Source organism: Agromyces sp. GL_144, from assembly GCF_057834305.1.
Window position 1 is genome coordinate 1,899,809 of record NZ_CM174399.1, and the last position, 15,654, is coordinate 1,915,462.

A 15,654-nucleotide genomic window follows, 5' to 3' on the forward strand; every position below is an offset into this window, starting at 1 on the left:
CTCGGTCTACGCGCGGCTCGCCGCGGCGACCTGCTCGGCCTGGGTGAGCACGCCGCGGAGGCTCTCGAAGTAGCCCGCCACCGCGTCGCGTTCGATCTTGATCTGCGAGAGGCGGTCTTCGGCGTCGGCGACGAGTGCACGGGTGCGCTCCTCGGCGTCGGCGATGAGCTTGCGGGCCTGCGCATGCGCGTCGGCGATGCGGTCGCGTGCCTCGTCGTCGGCCTTGTCGCGGACCGCGGCGATCTCGGTGCGAACCTGGGTCTCGAGGCGCTCGGCCTCGGCGCGGCTGTCGGCCGTGCGTGCGACGGCCTCGGCGAGTTCTGCGTTCGCGTCGTCGAGGAACTTCTGGGTCTCGGCGACGGCGGACTGGTGCGTGGTGAGCAGCTCCTGCTCGGCCTCGTCGCGCTTGGTGGCCAGCTCGGCCTCGAGGTCGAGGTGGGCCTTCTCGATCTCACGACGCATGCGGTTGACCTCGTGCGTGGTCTTCTTGCGCATGGAGGTGAGCTGGTTGTCGAGGTCGATGCGCGACTGTTCGGACTCGGCGTCGAAGTCGGCGCGGGCCTGCTCCTGCTCGAGGGCGAGGTCGGCGCGCATCTGGTCGAGGTCGGCGGCGTGCTTGGCGCGAAGCCGCTCGAGCTCGTGCTGGAGCTTGAGGCGTGCGGCCTCGGCCTCGCGGGCGAGGTCGACCTCGGTCTGCTCGCGCTGCTGGGCGAGTTCGGCCTTGCTCGCCGCGAGCTCGCGGTCGAGGTCGGTGCGGGCCTGCTCGAGCTCGTGCACGAGTGCGGCTCGGCGCTCGTCGATCTCGGCCTCGATGGCGGCGCGCGCCTCGGCGGCCTCGCGCTCGAGGTCGAGGCGGGACTGCTCGGTTTCGGCCGCGAGGTCGATGCGGGCCTGCTCGGTCTCCTTGGCGAGCTCGGCGCGGGCGCGGTCGAGCTCGATCGCGACCTCGGCGCGGGTCTGCTCGGTCTCCTGAGCGAGGCCGGCGGCGGTCGCACGGGCCTCGGTGGCCTCGGTGTTCGCGGCGAGGAGGATCTCGGAGGCCTTGCGCTCGGCGCCCGCGACGGCGGCGGATGCATCGCGCTTGGCGCTCGTGCGGAGCTCGGCGGCCTCGGTGTTCACGGCGCCGCGGATGGCGGCGGCGTCGCGGGCGGCGTCCTGGCGGAGCTGCTCGCTCGCCTCGTGCGCGCGCGAGACCATGTCGTCGGCCTCGGAGCGGGCGTTCTCGAGCACCCGCGCCGCCTGGGCCTTCGCCTCGCTGAGCGTGCGCTCGGCGAGCTCGTGCGCGTCGGAGCGGAGCAGGTGCACCTCGTCTTCGGCGGCACGACGCAGCTTCTCGGCGTCGATGTCGGCCTGCGCGATGAGGCGCGTGGACTGCTCCTCGGCGACACGGAGCGTGTTCTCGAGCTTCGTGCCGAGGCCCGAGAAGGTGGGGCTGCCGACCTCTTCGAGTTCGGCGCTCAACTCCTCGATGCGGGCGAGGAGTCGCTTCTGCTCCTTCGTCTGCTCGGCGAGCTGGTTGTTCGCGGTGATGATGTCTCGACGCAGGCCATTGATGCTCTTGTCGACTTCGTCTTTGTCGTATCCACGGAATACCTGCGTGAACTCGGTCTCTTCGACGGCCAATTCTTCCTCCGGGCTCTGTCCCGCGTCGTGGGGGCGCATGCGGGAATCCATCGATTCTACGGGGATGTTCCGACACGTTCGCACGTTCACGGCATGCACGGTGGATTCGAGTCTCCAGCCATGCGTGGGGCGACTCCCAGACTCGAGCCGGTAGGCTTGGTTGTCTTTGTTCAACGCCGCATCCAGCGGCACCGGAGGTAACGTGCGATTCGTCTTCGCCATCCTGGCTTTCGCCGCCGCCGCAGTGATGATCGGGTTCGGCATCGCGCAGCGCACGGTGTTCCTCGAGCCGGACCGCGTCTCGCTGACGTCGTCGATCGAGTCCGACGTCGCCTACGTCGTCGTGGAGCCGAGCGCGCTCGACGCCTACGAGGGCAAGCAGACGCTCACGGTCTCGGGGTCCGAGTTGGTCTTCCTCGCGTACGGGCGCATGAGCGATGTCGTCGCGTGGATCGGCGACGACGGCTACGAGTCGATCGGCTTCGACGCCGAGAGGGGCGAGCTCGTGACGACCGACGCGGCCGACCGTGCGGCCGCGGCCGCGGCCGAGGGCGAGGCCGAGACCGACGAACCGGAGACCGACGAGACCACGTCGCCGACGTCGCGCCCTGCTCCGTCCGCGACGCCGGCGCCGACGCCCGAGCCCACCGCCGCTCCGACCGAAGAGGCCGACACCGATGGCGAGGTCGTCGTCGATCCGGCCGCGAACCCCGCGGGCTCCGATCTCTGGCTCGACGAGATCTCGGGCGAGCGCTCGGTCACGACGACCATCGACGTACCTGAGGACATCGCCGTGCTCGTCGCATCCGATGGCACCAACCCGGCACCGTCGAAGGTCTCGCTGACCTGGCCGCTCGACAACGCGACCCCGTGGGCGGGTCCGCTGCTCGCCGGCGGCGGCGCGCTCTTCCTCGTCGGCATCGCGCTCGTGATCTCCGGGTTCGTGCACCACCGTCGCTCGCGCGGCCCGCGCCGCAACCAGGGTGGTCGCACGAAGCTCCCGAGCGGCCCGAAGCCCCCTGCGTTGCGCCGCAGCCAGCTCGGCGGCCGGCGTGCGATCGGGCGGGCGAAGCGGGTGGCGCTGCTGCCGGTGCTCGTCATTCCCGTGCTCGCGTTCACCGCGTGCTCATCCGACTACTGGCCGAGCTTCGAGCAGCCGCCTGCGACCACGGCGCCGTCGACGACCGAGCCGCCGCTCGACCCCGCCGCGACCGAGGAGCCGGACGCCGGCGAGCCCGTGGCCGAACCGCTCGTGCCCGCCGTGACCGTTCCGCAGATGGAACGCATCATGACCGAGGTCGCGACGACCGCGGCCGACGCCGATGCCGCGCTCGATGCGGGCGCGGCGGCCGATCGGTTCACCGGTCCGGCGCTCGAGGCGCGCAAGGCGAACTACGCGATCCGCACGAGCCTGCCCGACCAGCCCGGCCCGGTGCCGGTGCCCGCCACCACGCCGACGCTGATCCTGCCGCAACAGGTCGCGGGCTGGCCGACGACGGGGCGCACGGTGCTCGTGGTCGCGCAGCCCTCCGACGACGAGACGGTCGCCCCGACCGCGTTGTTCCTGCAGCAGATGTCGCCGCGCGAGAACTACAGGGCCGTCTACGCCATGGCGTTGGCTCCCGACGCCGAGGTGCCGGAGGTCGCACCCGCGAGCATCGGCGCGCCGCTCATCTCGCCCGAGTTCAAGGGCCTCGTGATGCAGCCCGATCAGGTCGGTGCCGCGTATGCCGACGTGCTCATCAAGGGCGCGGACTCCGAGTACGCCGACATGTTCGACTCCGACGGCGACCTGCTGCAGCAGCAACTCGGCGTCGAGGGGCAGCAGGCCACCCGCGACGACCTGCACGCCGAATCGCCGACGGCCGACATCGCCTTCTCGAACAAGGTCGGCGACGGCCCCACCATCGCGCTCGCGACGAACGACTCGGGCGCCCTCGTGACGGCCGACATCGTGCAGACCGAGAACGTGACGCCGAACGACGGCGGCACGATCGGCTTCAAGGAGGGCTCGCCAGGCGCGGCGCTCTCGGGATTCACCGGCAAGAGCGCCAAGGGCGTGCAGCGCATCATCGACATCCAGATGGTGTTCTACGTTCCGGCCGTCGGTTCAGAAGACAAGATCCGACTCCTCGGCTGGTCCGAGGGTCTCATCGGAGCATCGGAGGTACCGTGACCGACCCCACCCCGCACGCCGCGCTTCGCGGCGCGGTCGACCTGTCGTCGCTCGTGCAGCGCCCGCAGCAGCAGAACGCCGCCGCGCCCCCGGCGGGCGCGGGCGGTGACCAGGTCGTCTTCCAGACCGATGACTCCGGCTTCGGCGCCGCCCTCGAGCTGTCGCGCACCGTCCCGGTCGTCGTGGCCGTCTGGGCCACCTGGAGCGAGCCCTCCACGGGGCTCGTCGAGACCCTCGAGCGCCTCGTGAGGGCGCGCGGCGGCCGTCTCGTGCTCGCCGCGGCCGATGCCGACCGCAGCCCGCAGCTCGTGCAGGCCTTCCAGGTGCAGTCCGTGCCGACGGTCGTCGCCGTCGTCGCGGGCCAGCCCGTTCCGCTCTTCGCGGGCGTGCAGCCCGAGGAGGTCATCGACCAGGTCTTCGACCAGCTGCTCGAACTCGCGTCGCAGCACGGCGTGACCGGTTCGGTTCCGGTGCCGGATGCCTCCGCCGAGGGCGAGACCGATTCCACCGAGCAGGCGCCCGCCGAGCCCCCGCTGCCGCCCCTGCATCAGGAGGCGTACGACGCCATCGAGCGCGGTGACTTCGCGGCCGCGGCTTCGGCCTACAAGACGGCGATCGCGCAGGACCCGCGCGACCAGATGGCCATCGCCGGCCTCGCGCAGGCGAACCTGCTCGGCCGCCTGAACGGCAAGACGCTCGACTCGATCCGCAACGCGGCCGCCGCGGGGCCCGACGACCTGCAGGCGCAGCTCGACGTCGCCGACCTCGACCTCTCGGGCGGGCATGTCGACGACGCCTTCGACCGGCTGCTGTCGATGTTCCCGAAGCTCGACGCCGACCAGAAGAAGCTCGTGCGCGAGCGCCTGGTCGAGCTGTTCGAGGTCGTCGGCACCGAGGACCCGCGCGTCGCGGTCGCGCGGCGACGGCTCACGAACCTGCTCTTCTGAGACGCGCGCAGCGCTCGCACGACGAAGGCCCCGCCCGATCGGCGGGGCTTTCGTCGTCTACTCCAACGTGAACCAGACCGCGCCGAGCGGCGGAAGCGTGAACTCGGCCGACGCGGGGCGCTCCGACCAGGGCGTGTCGGTCGCGTCGACCGCGCCGAGGTTGCCGACTCCCGAGCCGCCCCACTGCGCGGCATCCGAGTTCAGCACCTCCCGCCAGCGACCCGCGAAGGGCAACCCGAGCCGGAATCGTTCGTGCGGCATGCCGGCGAAGTTCACGATGCAGAGCAGGGGCCGGCGATCGCGGTCGTAGCGGAGGAACGCGACGACGTTCTGCTGGGCGGCGCCGCCCTCGACCCACTCGAAGCCCGCCGCGTCGTCGTCGAGCTGCCAGAGCGCTGCATGATCGCGATACGTGCGGTTCAGGGCGCCGACGAACTCGGCGAGCTCCTTGTGGCTCGGCTGCTCGAGGATCCACCAGTCGAGTCCGCGCTCCTCGCTCCACTCGGAGAGCTGGCCGAACTCCTGGCCCATGAACAGCAGTTGCTTGCCGGGGTGCGCCCACATGAACGAGAGGTAGGCGCGCACGTTGGCGAGTTGCTGCCAGTGGTCGCCCGGCATCTTGCGGATGAGCGAGCCCTTGCCGTGCACGACCTCGTCGTGGCTGATCGGCAGCACGAAATGCTCGCTGAACGCGTAGAGGAACGAGAACGTGAGGTCGTGGTGGTGGTGCGAGCGGTACATCGGGTCCTTCGCGATGTACTGCAGGGTGTCGTGCATCCAGCCCATGTTCCACTTGTAGCCGAACCCGAGGCCGCCGCCCGAGGTCGGGGCGGTGACGCCGGGGAACGAGGTGGACTCCTCGGCGATCATGACGATGCCGGGATTGCGCTTGTAGGCCGTGGCCGTGGCCTCCTGCAGGAACCCGATGGCCTCGAGGTTCTCGCGTCCGCCATGGATGTTCGGCTCCCACTCGCCGGCTTCGCGCGAGTAGTCGAGGTAGAGCATCGAGGCGACGGCGTCGACGCGCAGCCCGTCGACGTGCATCTCCTCGAGCCAGAACAGGGCGTTCGCGACGAGGAAGTTGCGCACGCGCGGGTTGCCGAAGTCGAAGACGTAGGTGCCCCAGTCCTTCTGCTCGCCGCGGCGCGGATCGGGGTGCTCGTAGAGGGCCTCGCCGTCGAATCGTGCAAGCGCCCATTCGTCCTTCGGGAAGTGCCCCGGCACCCAGTCCATGATCACGCCGTAGCCGGCCTGGTGCAGCCGGTCGATGAGGTACCTCAGGTCGTCGGGGGGGCCGAAGCGGCTGGTGGCGGCGAAGTAGCCGGTCACCTGGTAGCCCCAAGACCCGCCGAACGGATGCTCCGCCAGCGGCATGAACTCGACATGCGTGTAGCCGAGCCATCCGAGGTACTCGATGAGCTCGTCGGCGACGTCGCGGTAACCGCGACCCGGGCGCCAGGAGCCGAGGTGCATCTCGTAGATGCTCATCGGACGCTCGTGGGCGTTCGTCGCGGCGCGCTGCGCCAGCCAGGCGCCGTCGCTCCACTCGTGCGTGGTCGACGACACGACGGAGCCGGTCGCGGGCGCCACCTCGGCCTGCTGCGCCATCGGGTCGGCCTTCATGCGCCAGGAGCCGTCGCCCGTGAGCAGTTCGAACTTGTAGACGGTGCCGGGTTCGACGTCGGGCACGAAGAGCTCCCAGACGCCGGATGCCCCCATGCTGCGCATGGCATGCGAGCTCCCGTCCCAGCGGTTGAAGCCGCCGACCACGCGCACCGCCTGTGCGCGCGGGGCCCAGACGGTGAAGGAGGTGCCGTCGACGGATCCGTCGACGCCCCAGTGGGCGCGATGGTGGGCGCCGATCACCCGCCAGAGCTCCTCGTGGCGACCCTCGCCGATGAGGTGCAGATCGAGTTCGCCGATGCTCGGCGCGAAGCGGTAGGGGTCGTCGCTCGTCCAGGAGTCGTCGCCGTAGCGCGCGCCGATGCGGTAGTCGCGCAGGCCCGCCCGTGCCGTGCCGCCCCAGATGCCGTGGCCGAGGTGCTCCAGCGGCAACGCCGAGCCGTCGTCGAACACGGCCTCGACGGCGTCGGCGAGCGGGCGCCGGGTGCGGATGACCGTCAGCTCGCCGGCATCGGCCGACCCCGCGGCATCCGTCGCCGAAGCCGCCAGCGGGTGCTGGCCGAGCACCGAGTGCGGGTCGGCGTGCCGGCCCTCGGCGACGGCCTGCAGCACGTCGTCGGCGACCGCGGGCCCGGCGGGAGGCGTCTGCTCAGTCATCGGAACCACGGACCACGTGCAGCACGTGCGCCGGGCGCGTGAAGGCGTCGAGCCGGACGTAGTTCGCATCGCCCCACTGCCAGCGGTGGCCGGTGACCAGGTCTTCGACGGTGAAGCGGATGCCGGGCGCGAGGCCGATGGCGGCGAGGTCGAGGTGCACGGTGGTCTCCCTGACGGAATGGGGGTCGACGTTCGCGACGACGATGATCGTGTCGTCGAGTCCGTCGGGGGTGAACCGGCCCTCGAGATGCTTCGAGTACACGAGCACGGCATCGTCGTCGCTCGTGTGGAACCGGATGTTGCGCAGCTGCCCGAGCGCGGGGTGGGCCGAGCGGATGCCGTTCAGGATGCCGAGGTAGAGCGCGAGCGAGCGCCCCTCGGCCTCCGCTGCGGCGAAGTCGCGCGGCTTGTACTCGTACTTCTCGTTGTCGATGGCCTCTTCGGCACCCGGGCGTGCGACGGACTCGAAGAGCTCGAAGCCCGAGTAGACGCCCCAGCTGGGCGCGGCGGTCGCCGCGATCGTGGCACGCACCGTGAAGGCGGCGGGACCGCCGAACTGGAGGTACTCGGTGAGGATGTCGGGCGTGTTCACGAACAGGTTCGGTCGCATGAAGTCGGCCGTCTGCTGGGAGACGCTCGTGAGGAACTCCTCGAGCTCCTCCTTCGTGTTGCGCCAGGTGAAGTAGGAGTACGACTGCTGGAAGCCGACCATCGCGAGCGCCTGCATCATCGCCGGGCGGGTGAAGGCCTCGGCGAGGAAGACGACGTCGGGGTCGGTCGCGTTGATCTCGCCGATGAGGCGTTCCCAGAAGGCGAGCGGCTTCGTGTGCGGGTTGTCGACGCGGAAGATTCGCACGCCCTGCTTCATCCAGTGCCGCACGATGCGCTCGACCTCGGCGAGGAGGCCGTCGGGGTCGAGGTCGAAGTTGACCGGGTAGATGTCCTGGTACTTCTTCGGCGGGTTCTCCGCGTAGCGGATGCTGCCGTCGGGCAGGGTCGTGAACCACTCGGGGTGCTCGTGCACCCACGGGTGGTCGGGCGACGCCTGCAGGGCGAGGTCGAGCGCGACCTCGATGCCGAGCGCGTTCGCGCGGCGCACGAAGGCGCGGAAGTCGGCGAGGGTGCCGAGGTCTGGATGGATCGCGTCGTGCCCGCCGGGCGTGCCGTCGGCGAGGGGCCCGCCGATGGCCCATGGCGAACCCGGATCGCCGGGCGCCGGGTCGAGCGTGTTGTTCGGCCCCTTGCGGTTCGTCTCGCCGATCGGGTGGATGGGCGGCAGGTAGAGCACGTCGAAGCCCATGGCGGCGACGCCGTCGAGCCGCTTCATCGCGGTGCGGAAGGTGCCCGACCTCCAGGTGCCGTTCTTCAGCCGCTTCGCGCCCTCGGACCGCGGGAAGAACTCGTACCACGAGCCGACGCCGGCCCTGCGGCGCTCGACGCGGATCGCGTGCTCCTCGGACTCGGTCGCGAGCAGCGCGAGCGGCCGCGTCTCGAACTCGGCGAGCGCGGGGTCGTCGACGAGGGCGCGCCGGTCGGCGACGGATGCCGCGGGGTCGCGGAGCCTCGTCGCGACGGCGCCGAGGCGCTTGCGCACCGGTGCGGGGCGGGACTTCTCGGTCACCGCGCGATCGAGCAGCCGCGCGCCGATCTCGAACATGAGCTCGACGTCGACGCCGGCGTCGACCTTCAGCGCGGCATCGTGGCGCCAGGTGCCGATCTCGTCGTCGAAGCCGGTGACATGCCAGGTCCACTCGCCGGTCTCGTCGAGGAGGGCCTTCGCCTCCCACCGGTCGGTGCCGGGCGCGGTGAGCAGCATGCGCTCGCGGCGCACCTCGCCGGAGGGCGCCGTGAGCACGAGCATCGCGCCGACCTGGTCGTGACCCTCGCGGAACACGTTCGCCCGGAACGGGACGACCTCGCCCTCGAACGCCTTCGGCTGCCAGCGCGGATCGGGCAGCGCGGGGGAGAGCCGGGTGACGGGGATGCGGCCGGCGCGAACGGTACGGGAGCTCACGCAATCGACCGTAGCGCGGAATGCCTCCGCGGGTGTGCCCCGCCGTTCACACATTCGACACGCACGGGCCGTAGGTTTGGTGGGGTGAAGCCCATTCGCAAGTTCACCGTCCGTGCCGTCGTCCCCGCCCCGCTGGCCGCACTCGAGGAGCTCGCCGCGAACCTGCGGTGGTCCTGGCACGAGCCCACGCGCCGGTTGTTCGAGGCCATCGATCCCGAGCTCTGGCGCGCGTCCAATCGCGACCCGGTCACGCTGCTCGGCGAGGTCGCGCCCGAGCGGCTGGACGCGCTCGCCGCCGACGAGGGCTTCGTGCAGTGGGCCGAGCGCGAGCGCGCAGGCCTCAGGGACTACCTCGACGAGCCGCGCTGGTTCCAGTCGCTCGGCGCCGAGGTGCCGCGCACCATCGCGTACTTCTCGCCGGAGTTCGGCATCACCGCGGCGCTGCCGCAGTACTCGGGCGGTCTCGGCATCCTCGCCGGCGACCACCTGAAGGCGGCATCCGACCTCGGCGTGCCGCTCATCGGCGTCGGGCTGTTCTACAAGGCCGGCTACTTCTCGCAGTCGATCACCGACGACGGCTGGCAGCAGGAGCGCTATCCGGTGCTCGACCCCGACGGACTGCCGCTGTCGATGCTGCGCCACCCCGACGGCACCCCGGTGCAGGTCACGCTCGCGCTGCCCGACGACGCCGAACTGCACGCCCGCGTCTGGACGGCCGCCGTCGGCCGCATCCCGCTGCTCATGCTCGACACCGACATCCCGGCCAACACCGATGCGCTGCGGTCGGTGACCGACCGGCTCTACGGCGGCGGCGGCGAGCACCGCCTGCTGCAGGAGCTGCTGCTCGGCGTCGGCGGTGCGCGCGCGGTCAAGCTGTACACCGAGCTGGCCGGCCGCCCGCTGCCCGACGTGTTCCACATGAACGAGGGTCACGCCGGCTTCCTCGGGCTCGAGCGCATCTCCACGCATATCGGCGAGGGGCTCTCGTTCGCCGAGGCGCTGCAGCTCGTGCGCGCCGGCACCGTGTTCACCACGCACACGCCGGTGCCCGCCGGCATCGACCGCTTCGATCGCGCGCTCGTCGAGCGCTACCTCACCTCGTCGCTGCTGCCGGGCGTCGACCTCGCCGACGCACTCGCCCTCGGCGTCGAGCCCGGAGCGGACCCCGCGACGAGCGCGTTCAACATGGCCGTCATGGGCCTGCGCCTCGCGCAGCGCGCGAACGGCGTCTCGAAGCTGCACGGCGAGGTGAGCCGGCGCATGTTCGGCGACCTCTGGCCGGGCTTCGACCGCGACGAGGTGCCGATCGCGTCCATCACGAACGGCGTGCACGCGCCGACGTGGACCGACCCGGCGTTGCTCGCGCTCGCCGAGTCCAACCTCGGCACCGGCGACACCGAGCATGCCGACTGGCGCAGCGACGCGGTCTCCGACGCCGAGTTCTGGAATGTCAAGCGCTCCATGCGCCTCCAGCTCGTCGAGGACGCCCGTCGTCGTCTGGCCACGGCCTGGAGCGAGCAGCACGCCGGCGCGCAGCCGCCGAAGTGGGTCGGCCGCGTGCTCGATCCCGACACCCTGACGGTCGGCTTCGCTCGCCGGGTGCCCACGTACAAGCGGCTGACGCTCATGCTGCAGGATCCCGAGCGGCTGAAGGCGATCCTCACCGACCCCGTTCGGCCGGTGCAGTTCGTGATCGCGGGCAAGTCGCACCCAGCCGACGACGAGGGCAAGCGCCTCATCCAGAAGCTCGTGCAGTTCGCCTCGCAGCCCGAGCTGCGCGAGCGCATCGTCTTCCTGCCCGACTACGACATGGGCATGGCCGAGCTGCTCTACCCCGGCTGCGACGTCTGGCTGAACAATCCGCTCCGTCCGCTCGAGGCCTGCGGCACCTCCGGCATGAAGGCGGCCATGAACGGCGCCCTGAACCTGTCGATCCTCGACGGATGGTGGGCCGAGTACGCGGGTGACGACTTCGGCTGGGTCATCCCGTCTGCGGATGCCGCCGGCGATGCCGGTGAACGCGACGCGCTCGAGGCGGCATCGCTCTACGACCTGCTCGAGCACCGGGTCGCGACGCGCTACTACGAGCACGACGACGACGGCGTGCCCGTCGAGTGGGTGCGGCGGGTGCGCACGACGCTCAGCACGCTCGCCCCCGAACTCGGCGCCGACCGCATGGTCAAGCAGTACGTCGAGGAGCTCTACCGGCCCGCCGCGGAGCAGGCCGAGCGCGTCGCGGCCGACAACGACCGGGGTGCGAGGGAGCTCGCCGCGTACCGTGACCGCGTGCGGGAGGCCTGGCCGCGTGTGCAGGTCGTGCATGTCGAGTCCGGGGGAGTGGAGTCGCCGCACGTCGGCGACGAGCTGCGACTGCGCGCGCACGTGGACCTCGGCGGGCTCGCCCCCGACGATGTCGTGGTCGAGGCGGTGCACGGTCGCAGCAGGTCCGACGAGCGCATCGAGCACGCGCAGCGCACGGCACTGGCTCCGGCGGTGTCGGGCACCGACGCGGGCGGGGCCGACGGTCCGCAGCTGTTCACCGGGTCGATCGTGCTCGACCGCGCAGGGGCGTTCGGCTACACGGTGCGCGTCGTGCCGAGGCATCCGCTGCTCGCGTCGGTCGCCGAGCTCGGGCTGGTCGCGCTCGCCGGCTGAGCGGCCGACGGCTCGAGGACTCAGCGACTCCGTGCGATGGGCGCGTAGCGGCCGGACGTGACCGCGAGCAGGTCGTCGGGCGCGAGTTCGAGGTCGAGTCCGCGGCGCCCGCCCGACACGAACACGCTCTCGCAGACGATGGCCGATTCGTCGAGCACGGTCGGCAGGGGCGTCTTCTGCCCGATGGGGCTGATGCCGCCCACGACGTAGCCCGTCTTGCGCTCGGCCACGGCGGGGTCGGCCATCTCGGCGCGCTTGCCGCCGAGCGCGTGGGCGAACGCCTTCAGGTCGAGCTGCATCGCGACCGGAACGATCGCGACCGCGAGCGCGCCGTCGACCGAGGCGAGCAGGGTCTTGAAGACGAGGTCGGGGTCGATGCCGAGCTTCTCGGCGGCCTCCAACCCGTAGGCGGCCGCGCGCGGATCGTGCTCGTAGGCGTGCGTGCGGAATGCGACGCCGGCCCCGGTCAGCGCGACGGTCGCCGGCGTTCCGGCCGAGGCATCCGCCCGCTTCTTCATCAGAGGCGACCGCTCACGGCCGCGGGCGCGTCGCTCGTCGCGTCGCCGAGCGCGCGGTAGAGCAGCATCGACTGCGCGGGAACGGAGACGCGCTCGCCCGGAAGGTGCTCGCTGGCCTCGGTGACGGGGTGCTCGTCTGAGGAGTCCCAGAGCAGCATGTAGCCGGTCACGCCGTCGTGCGCGGGCAGCACGACCTCGGTCGGCTCCTCGTGGGCGTGCACGACGAGCAGGATGCGGTTGAACTCCTCGACCTCGGGCGTGGACGCCGCGAGGTACTGCAGCGTGCGCTCCGAGGGGTCGTTCCAGTCGTCGATCGTCATGGTCTCGCCGTCGGCGGTGTACCAGTCCATCTGCGACGCGCTCGGGGTGGTCTCGCCGAAGACGCCGAAGCGCACCGGGCGGATCGCCGGGTTGTCGCGGCGAAGGTGCACGAGTCGCCTCGCTGTCGCCTCGAGCCCGGCGTCGCGATCGTCGGCGGACCACGAGAGCCAGGTCAGGTCGGAGTCCTGGCAGTACGCGTTGTTGTTGCCGCGCTGGGAGCGCCCGTACTCGTCGCCCGCGGTGAGCATCGGCACGCCGGCCGAGAGCAGCAACGTGCCGAGCAGGTTCCGGATGCTGCGCCGACGCGCCGCGAGCACCGAGACGTCGTCGGTGTCGCCCTCGACGCCGTGGTTGTACGAGTTGTTGTTGTCGGTGCCGTCGCGGTTGTCCTCGCCGTTGCCGAGGTTGTGCTTGACGTCGTAGGCGGTGAGGTCGGCGAGGGTGAAGCCGTCGTGCGCGGTGATGAAGTTGAGGCTCGCGAGCGGGCCGCGTTCGCGCGTGAACGTGTTCGCCGACCCGGCGAGGCGGGTCGCGAACCGGCCGATGCCGCTGCCCGCGTCGCCGGTCTCGCGTTCGCGGCGCAGGTCGCCGAGCCAGAAGTCGCGCATGCGGTCGCGGTAGCGGTCGTTCCACTCGATGAAGCCGCGCGGGAAGTTGCCGGTCTGCCAGCCGTCGGGGCCGACGTCCCACGGCTCGGCGATGAGCTTGGTCGTGCCGAGCACCGGGTCGGCGAGCATGGCCTGCAGCAGCGGATGGTCGGGCGTGTAGCCGCCGTGGTCGTCGCGGCCGAGCGTGGCCGCCAGGTCGAGGCGGAATCCGTCGACCTGCAGTTCGTCGGCGAAGTACCGCATGGAGTCCAGCACGAGGCGCCGGGGCTCCTCGCGTCCGAAGTCGAGGGTGTTGCCGCATCCGGTGGTGTCGACGTAGCGCCCGTGCGCGTCGTGCCGGTAGTAGGCGGCGTTGTCGATGCCGCGGAACGAGTGGGTCGGGCCCTGTCGCCCCTCTTCGGCCGTGTGGTTGTAGACGACGTCGAGCACGACCTCGAGGCCGGCCCCGTGCAGGCGACGCACCATGTCGGCGAACTCGCGGCGCACGGCGACGGCGCCCTGCGCGCGGGCGGCCGCGGTCGCGTACGGCGCGTGCACGGCGAAGAACGCGAGGGAGTTGTAGCCCCAGTAGTTCACGCGGCCCTGGCGCTTCAGGCGGTGCTCGGAGGCGAAGGCGTGCACCGGCAGCAGTTCGACGGTCGTGACGCCGAGGCCCGTCAGGTACTCGATCGACGCGTCGTGGCCGAGCCCCGCGTAGGTGCCGCGCAGCGCCTCGGGCACCGCCGGGTTGAGCTTGGAGAACCCGCGCACATGCGCCTCGTAGACGACCGTGTGGTCGAGGGGAACGCGGGGCTTGGCTGCGCCGGCCCAGTCGAAGGGGTCGCCGGCCGACCCGCCGTCGCCGTCGCCGCCATCGCCACCGCTCGCGAGGTCGCTCGCGAGCGGGCCGAGCGCGACGCCGCGCCAGGACCCGTCGCCGACCGCGGCGAGACCGCGGGCGTACGGGTCGAGCAGAGTCTGCGCCGGGTTGAAGGCGTGCTCGACGCCGGTCGGGCCGTCGACGCGCAGGCCGTAGCGGGTGCCGGGCGTCAAGGCGGGCGAGGATCCCTGCCAGACGCCGTGCTCGTCGCGTGCGAGGGCGACCCGGTCGCTGGCCCAGCCGGCGTCGGCGCGATCGAACACCTCGAGCTCGATCGAGGTCGCATGTTCGGACCACACCCGCACCGTGCCCCCGTCGGCACCGGCGGTCGCGCCCAGATCGCGGAGGGGATCGCTCGAAGACATGCGATCTAGAGTAGTTCTCGGCGGACGGAAGGAATGCGCATGGCGGTCTACCTCGACCACGCGGCGACCACGCCCATGCGGCCGGAGGCCGTCGAGGCGATGGTCGACGCCATGCGACTCGTCGGCAATCCCGCGTCGATCCACAGCGCCGGGCAGAACGCCAAGCGCGTGCTCGAGGAGTCCCGCGAGCGCATCGCGGCGACGCTCGGGGTCGACGGCATCGAGGTCATCCTCGCGGGCAGCGGCACCGAGGCGGTCAACCTCGCGATCAAGGGCCTGTGGTGGAGCCGGCAGACGACGGCGCCCGACGGGTCGGCGCTGCGAGCGCGAATCCTCGTCCCCGCCGGCGAGCACCATGCCACGCTCGACACGGTCGAGTGGCTCGCCTCCCACGAGGGTGCCGTCGTCGAGGAGGTTCCGCTCGACGGGGTCGGGCGTCTGCGCCTCGACGAATTCGAGCGGATGCTGCGCCGCGACGCGGCATCCGTCGCCCTCGTCACGATGCTCTGGGGCAACAACGAGGTGGGCACGATCCAGCCGGTGCACGAGGTCGCCCGGCTCACGGCCGAGGTCGGCGTGCCGCTGCACGTCGACGCGATCTCGGCCTACGGGCAGGTGCCGATCGACGTGCGCGGCATCCGCCGGGCGACCGCGGCTCCCCGTGGCGCCGGCCTCGTCGCGCTCAGCGTCTCGGCGCACAAGATCGGCGGGCCCGCCGGCGTCGGCGCGCTCGTGCTCGACCGCTCCGCCGCGCTCGAACCGCTCATCCACGGTGGCGGCCAGCAGCGCAAGGTGCGCTCCGGCACGCAGGACGTGGCGGCCGCCGTCGGGTTCGCGGCCGCCGCCGAGACCGTGCACGCCTCGCTCGAGGCCGATGCCGAACGCATGGCGGGGCTGCGCGACCGGCTCATCGCCGGCGCGCTCGCCGCGGTCGACGGCGTGCGGCTCTCGGGCGACCCCGACCCGGCCGGACGCCTGCCGGGCAACGTGCATCTCTCGTTCGACGGCTGCGAGGGCGACTCGCTGCTGTTCCTGCTCGACGCCGCGGGCGTGGCCGTCTCGACGGGCTCGGCCTGCCAGGCCGGCGTTCCCGAACCCTCGCATGTGCTCATGGCCATGGGCCGCAGCGAGGCCGACGCACGCGGGGCGCTGCGCATCACGCTCGGACACGATTCCACCGAGGCCGACGTCGACGCGTTCCTCGCCGCCCTGCCCGCGGCGCACGCCCAGGCGCGCAAGGCCGGGCTCGCGGCCCGCAGCACGTCGTTCGACCGCTGACGTCGGCCAC

9 protein-coding genes are annotated in these 15,654 nt (G+C 71.7%); 4 read left to right on the plus strand and 5 right to left on the minus strand.

The window, feature by feature from the left end; all coding sequences use genetic code 11:
- Window positions 1–6: 6 nt before the first annotated feature.
- Window positions 7–1,662, minus strand: a complete 1,656-nt coding sequence (locus AC3IPY_RS08560; RefSeq protein ID WP_489188014.1) for a coiled-coil domain-containing protein — start codon at window positions 1,660–1,662, stop codon at window positions 7–9.
- A gap of 163 nt (window positions 1,663–1,825) precedes the next feature.
- Here AC3IPY_RS08560 and AC3IPY_RS08565 point away from each other — a divergent pair, with 163 nt between their 5' ends.
- Together AC3IPY_RS08565 and AC3IPY_RS08570 are read left to right on the plus strand one after the other, a co-directional pair.
- A complete protein-coding gene (locus AC3IPY_RS08565) occupies window positions 1,826–3,799 on the plus strand; it encodes a DUF8094 domain-containing protein (RefSeq protein WP_489188015.1) in 1,974 nt (657 codons plus the stop codon).
- Window positions 3,796–4,746: a tetratricopeptide repeat protein gene (locus AC3IPY_RS08570; protein WP_489188016.1), complete on the plus strand. Its 951-nt coding sequence runs from the start codon at window positions 3,796–3,798 to the stop codon at window positions 4,744–4,746. The genes AC3IPY_RS08565 and AC3IPY_RS08570 overlap by 4 nt, the downstream gene beginning before the upstream one ends.
- Before the next feature lie 57 nt (window positions 4,747–4,803).
- Here the strand turns inward: AC3IPY_RS08570 and glgB are convergent, their stop codons facing one another.
- Entirely contained in the window at window positions 4,804–7,026 is a 2,223-nt protein-coding gene (glgB, locus tag AC3IPY_RS08575) for a 1,4-alpha-glucan branching protein GlgB (protein WP_489188018.1), read from the minus strand.
- Entirely contained in the window at window positions 7,019–9,094 is a 2,076-nt protein-coding gene (locus AC3IPY_RS08580) for an alpha-1,4-glucan--maltose-1-phosphate maltosyltransferase (RefSeq protein WP_489188019.1), read from the minus strand. The genes glgB and AC3IPY_RS08580 overlap by 8 nt, the downstream gene beginning before the upstream one ends.
- A gap of 30 nt (window positions 9,095–9,124) precedes the next feature.
- Between AC3IPY_RS08580 and glgP the strand changes: the two genes are divergently transcribed.
- The gene (glgP, locus tag AC3IPY_RS08585; RefSeq protein WP_489188020.1) at window positions 9,125–11,695 is read left to right on the plus strand and encodes an alpha-glucan family phosphorylase; all 2,571 of its coding nucleotides are present in this window, start codon (window positions 9,125–9,127) and stop codon (window positions 11,693–11,695) included.
- 20 nt (window positions 11,696–11,715) lie between these two features.
- Here glgP and ybaK read toward each other — a convergent pair whose 3' ends face one another.
- A complete protein-coding gene (ybaK, locus tag AC3IPY_RS08590; RefSeq protein WP_489188021.1) occupies window positions 11,716–12,213 on the minus strand; it encodes a Cys-tRNA(Pro) deacylase in 498 nt (165 codons plus the stop codon).
- Window positions 12,213–14,366, minus strand: a complete 2,154-nt coding sequence (glgX, locus tag AC3IPY_RS08595; protein WP_489188023.1) for a glycogen debranching protein GlgX — start codon at window positions 14,364–14,366, stop codon at window positions 12,213–12,215. Before glgX ends, ybaK begins: the two co-directional genes overlap by 1 nt.
- Window positions 14,367–14,405: 39 nt before the next feature.
- On the opposite strand from glgX, the gene AC3IPY_RS08600 reads away from it, so the two are divergent.
- A complete protein-coding gene (locus AC3IPY_RS08600; protein WP_489188024.1) occupies window positions 14,406–15,644 on the plus strand; it encodes a cysteine desulfurase family protein in 1,239 nt (412 codons plus the stop codon).
- Window positions 15,645–15,654 lie beyond the last annotated feature (10 nt).

Bases quoted from the DNA above. Each gene is read 5' to 3' on its own strand.
- AC3IPY_RS08580 (WP_489188019.1), bottom strand. From the start codon at position 9,094: ATGTGTGAACGGCGGGGCACACCCGCGGAGGCATTCCGCGCTACGGTC.
- ybaK (WP_489188021.1), bottom strand. From the start codon at position 12,213: ATGAAGAAGCGGGCGGATGCCTCGGCCGGAACGCCGGCGACCGTCGCG.
- AC3IPY_RS08560 (WP_489188014.1), bottom strand. From the start codon at position 1,662: ATGCGCCCCCACGACGCGGGACAGAGCCCGGAGGAAGAATTGGCCGTC.
- AC3IPY_RS08600 (WP_489188024.1), top strand. From the start codon at position 14,406: ATGGCGGTCTACCTCGACCACGCGGCGACCACGCCCATGCGGCCGGAG.
- glgX (WP_489188023.1), bottom strand. From the start codon at position 14,366: ATGTCTTCGAGCGATCCCCTCCGCGATCTGGGCGCGACCGCCGGTGCC.
- glgB (WP_489188018.1), bottom strand. From the start codon at position 7,026: ATGACTGAGCAGACGCCTCCCGCCGGGCCCGCGGTCGCCGACGACGTG.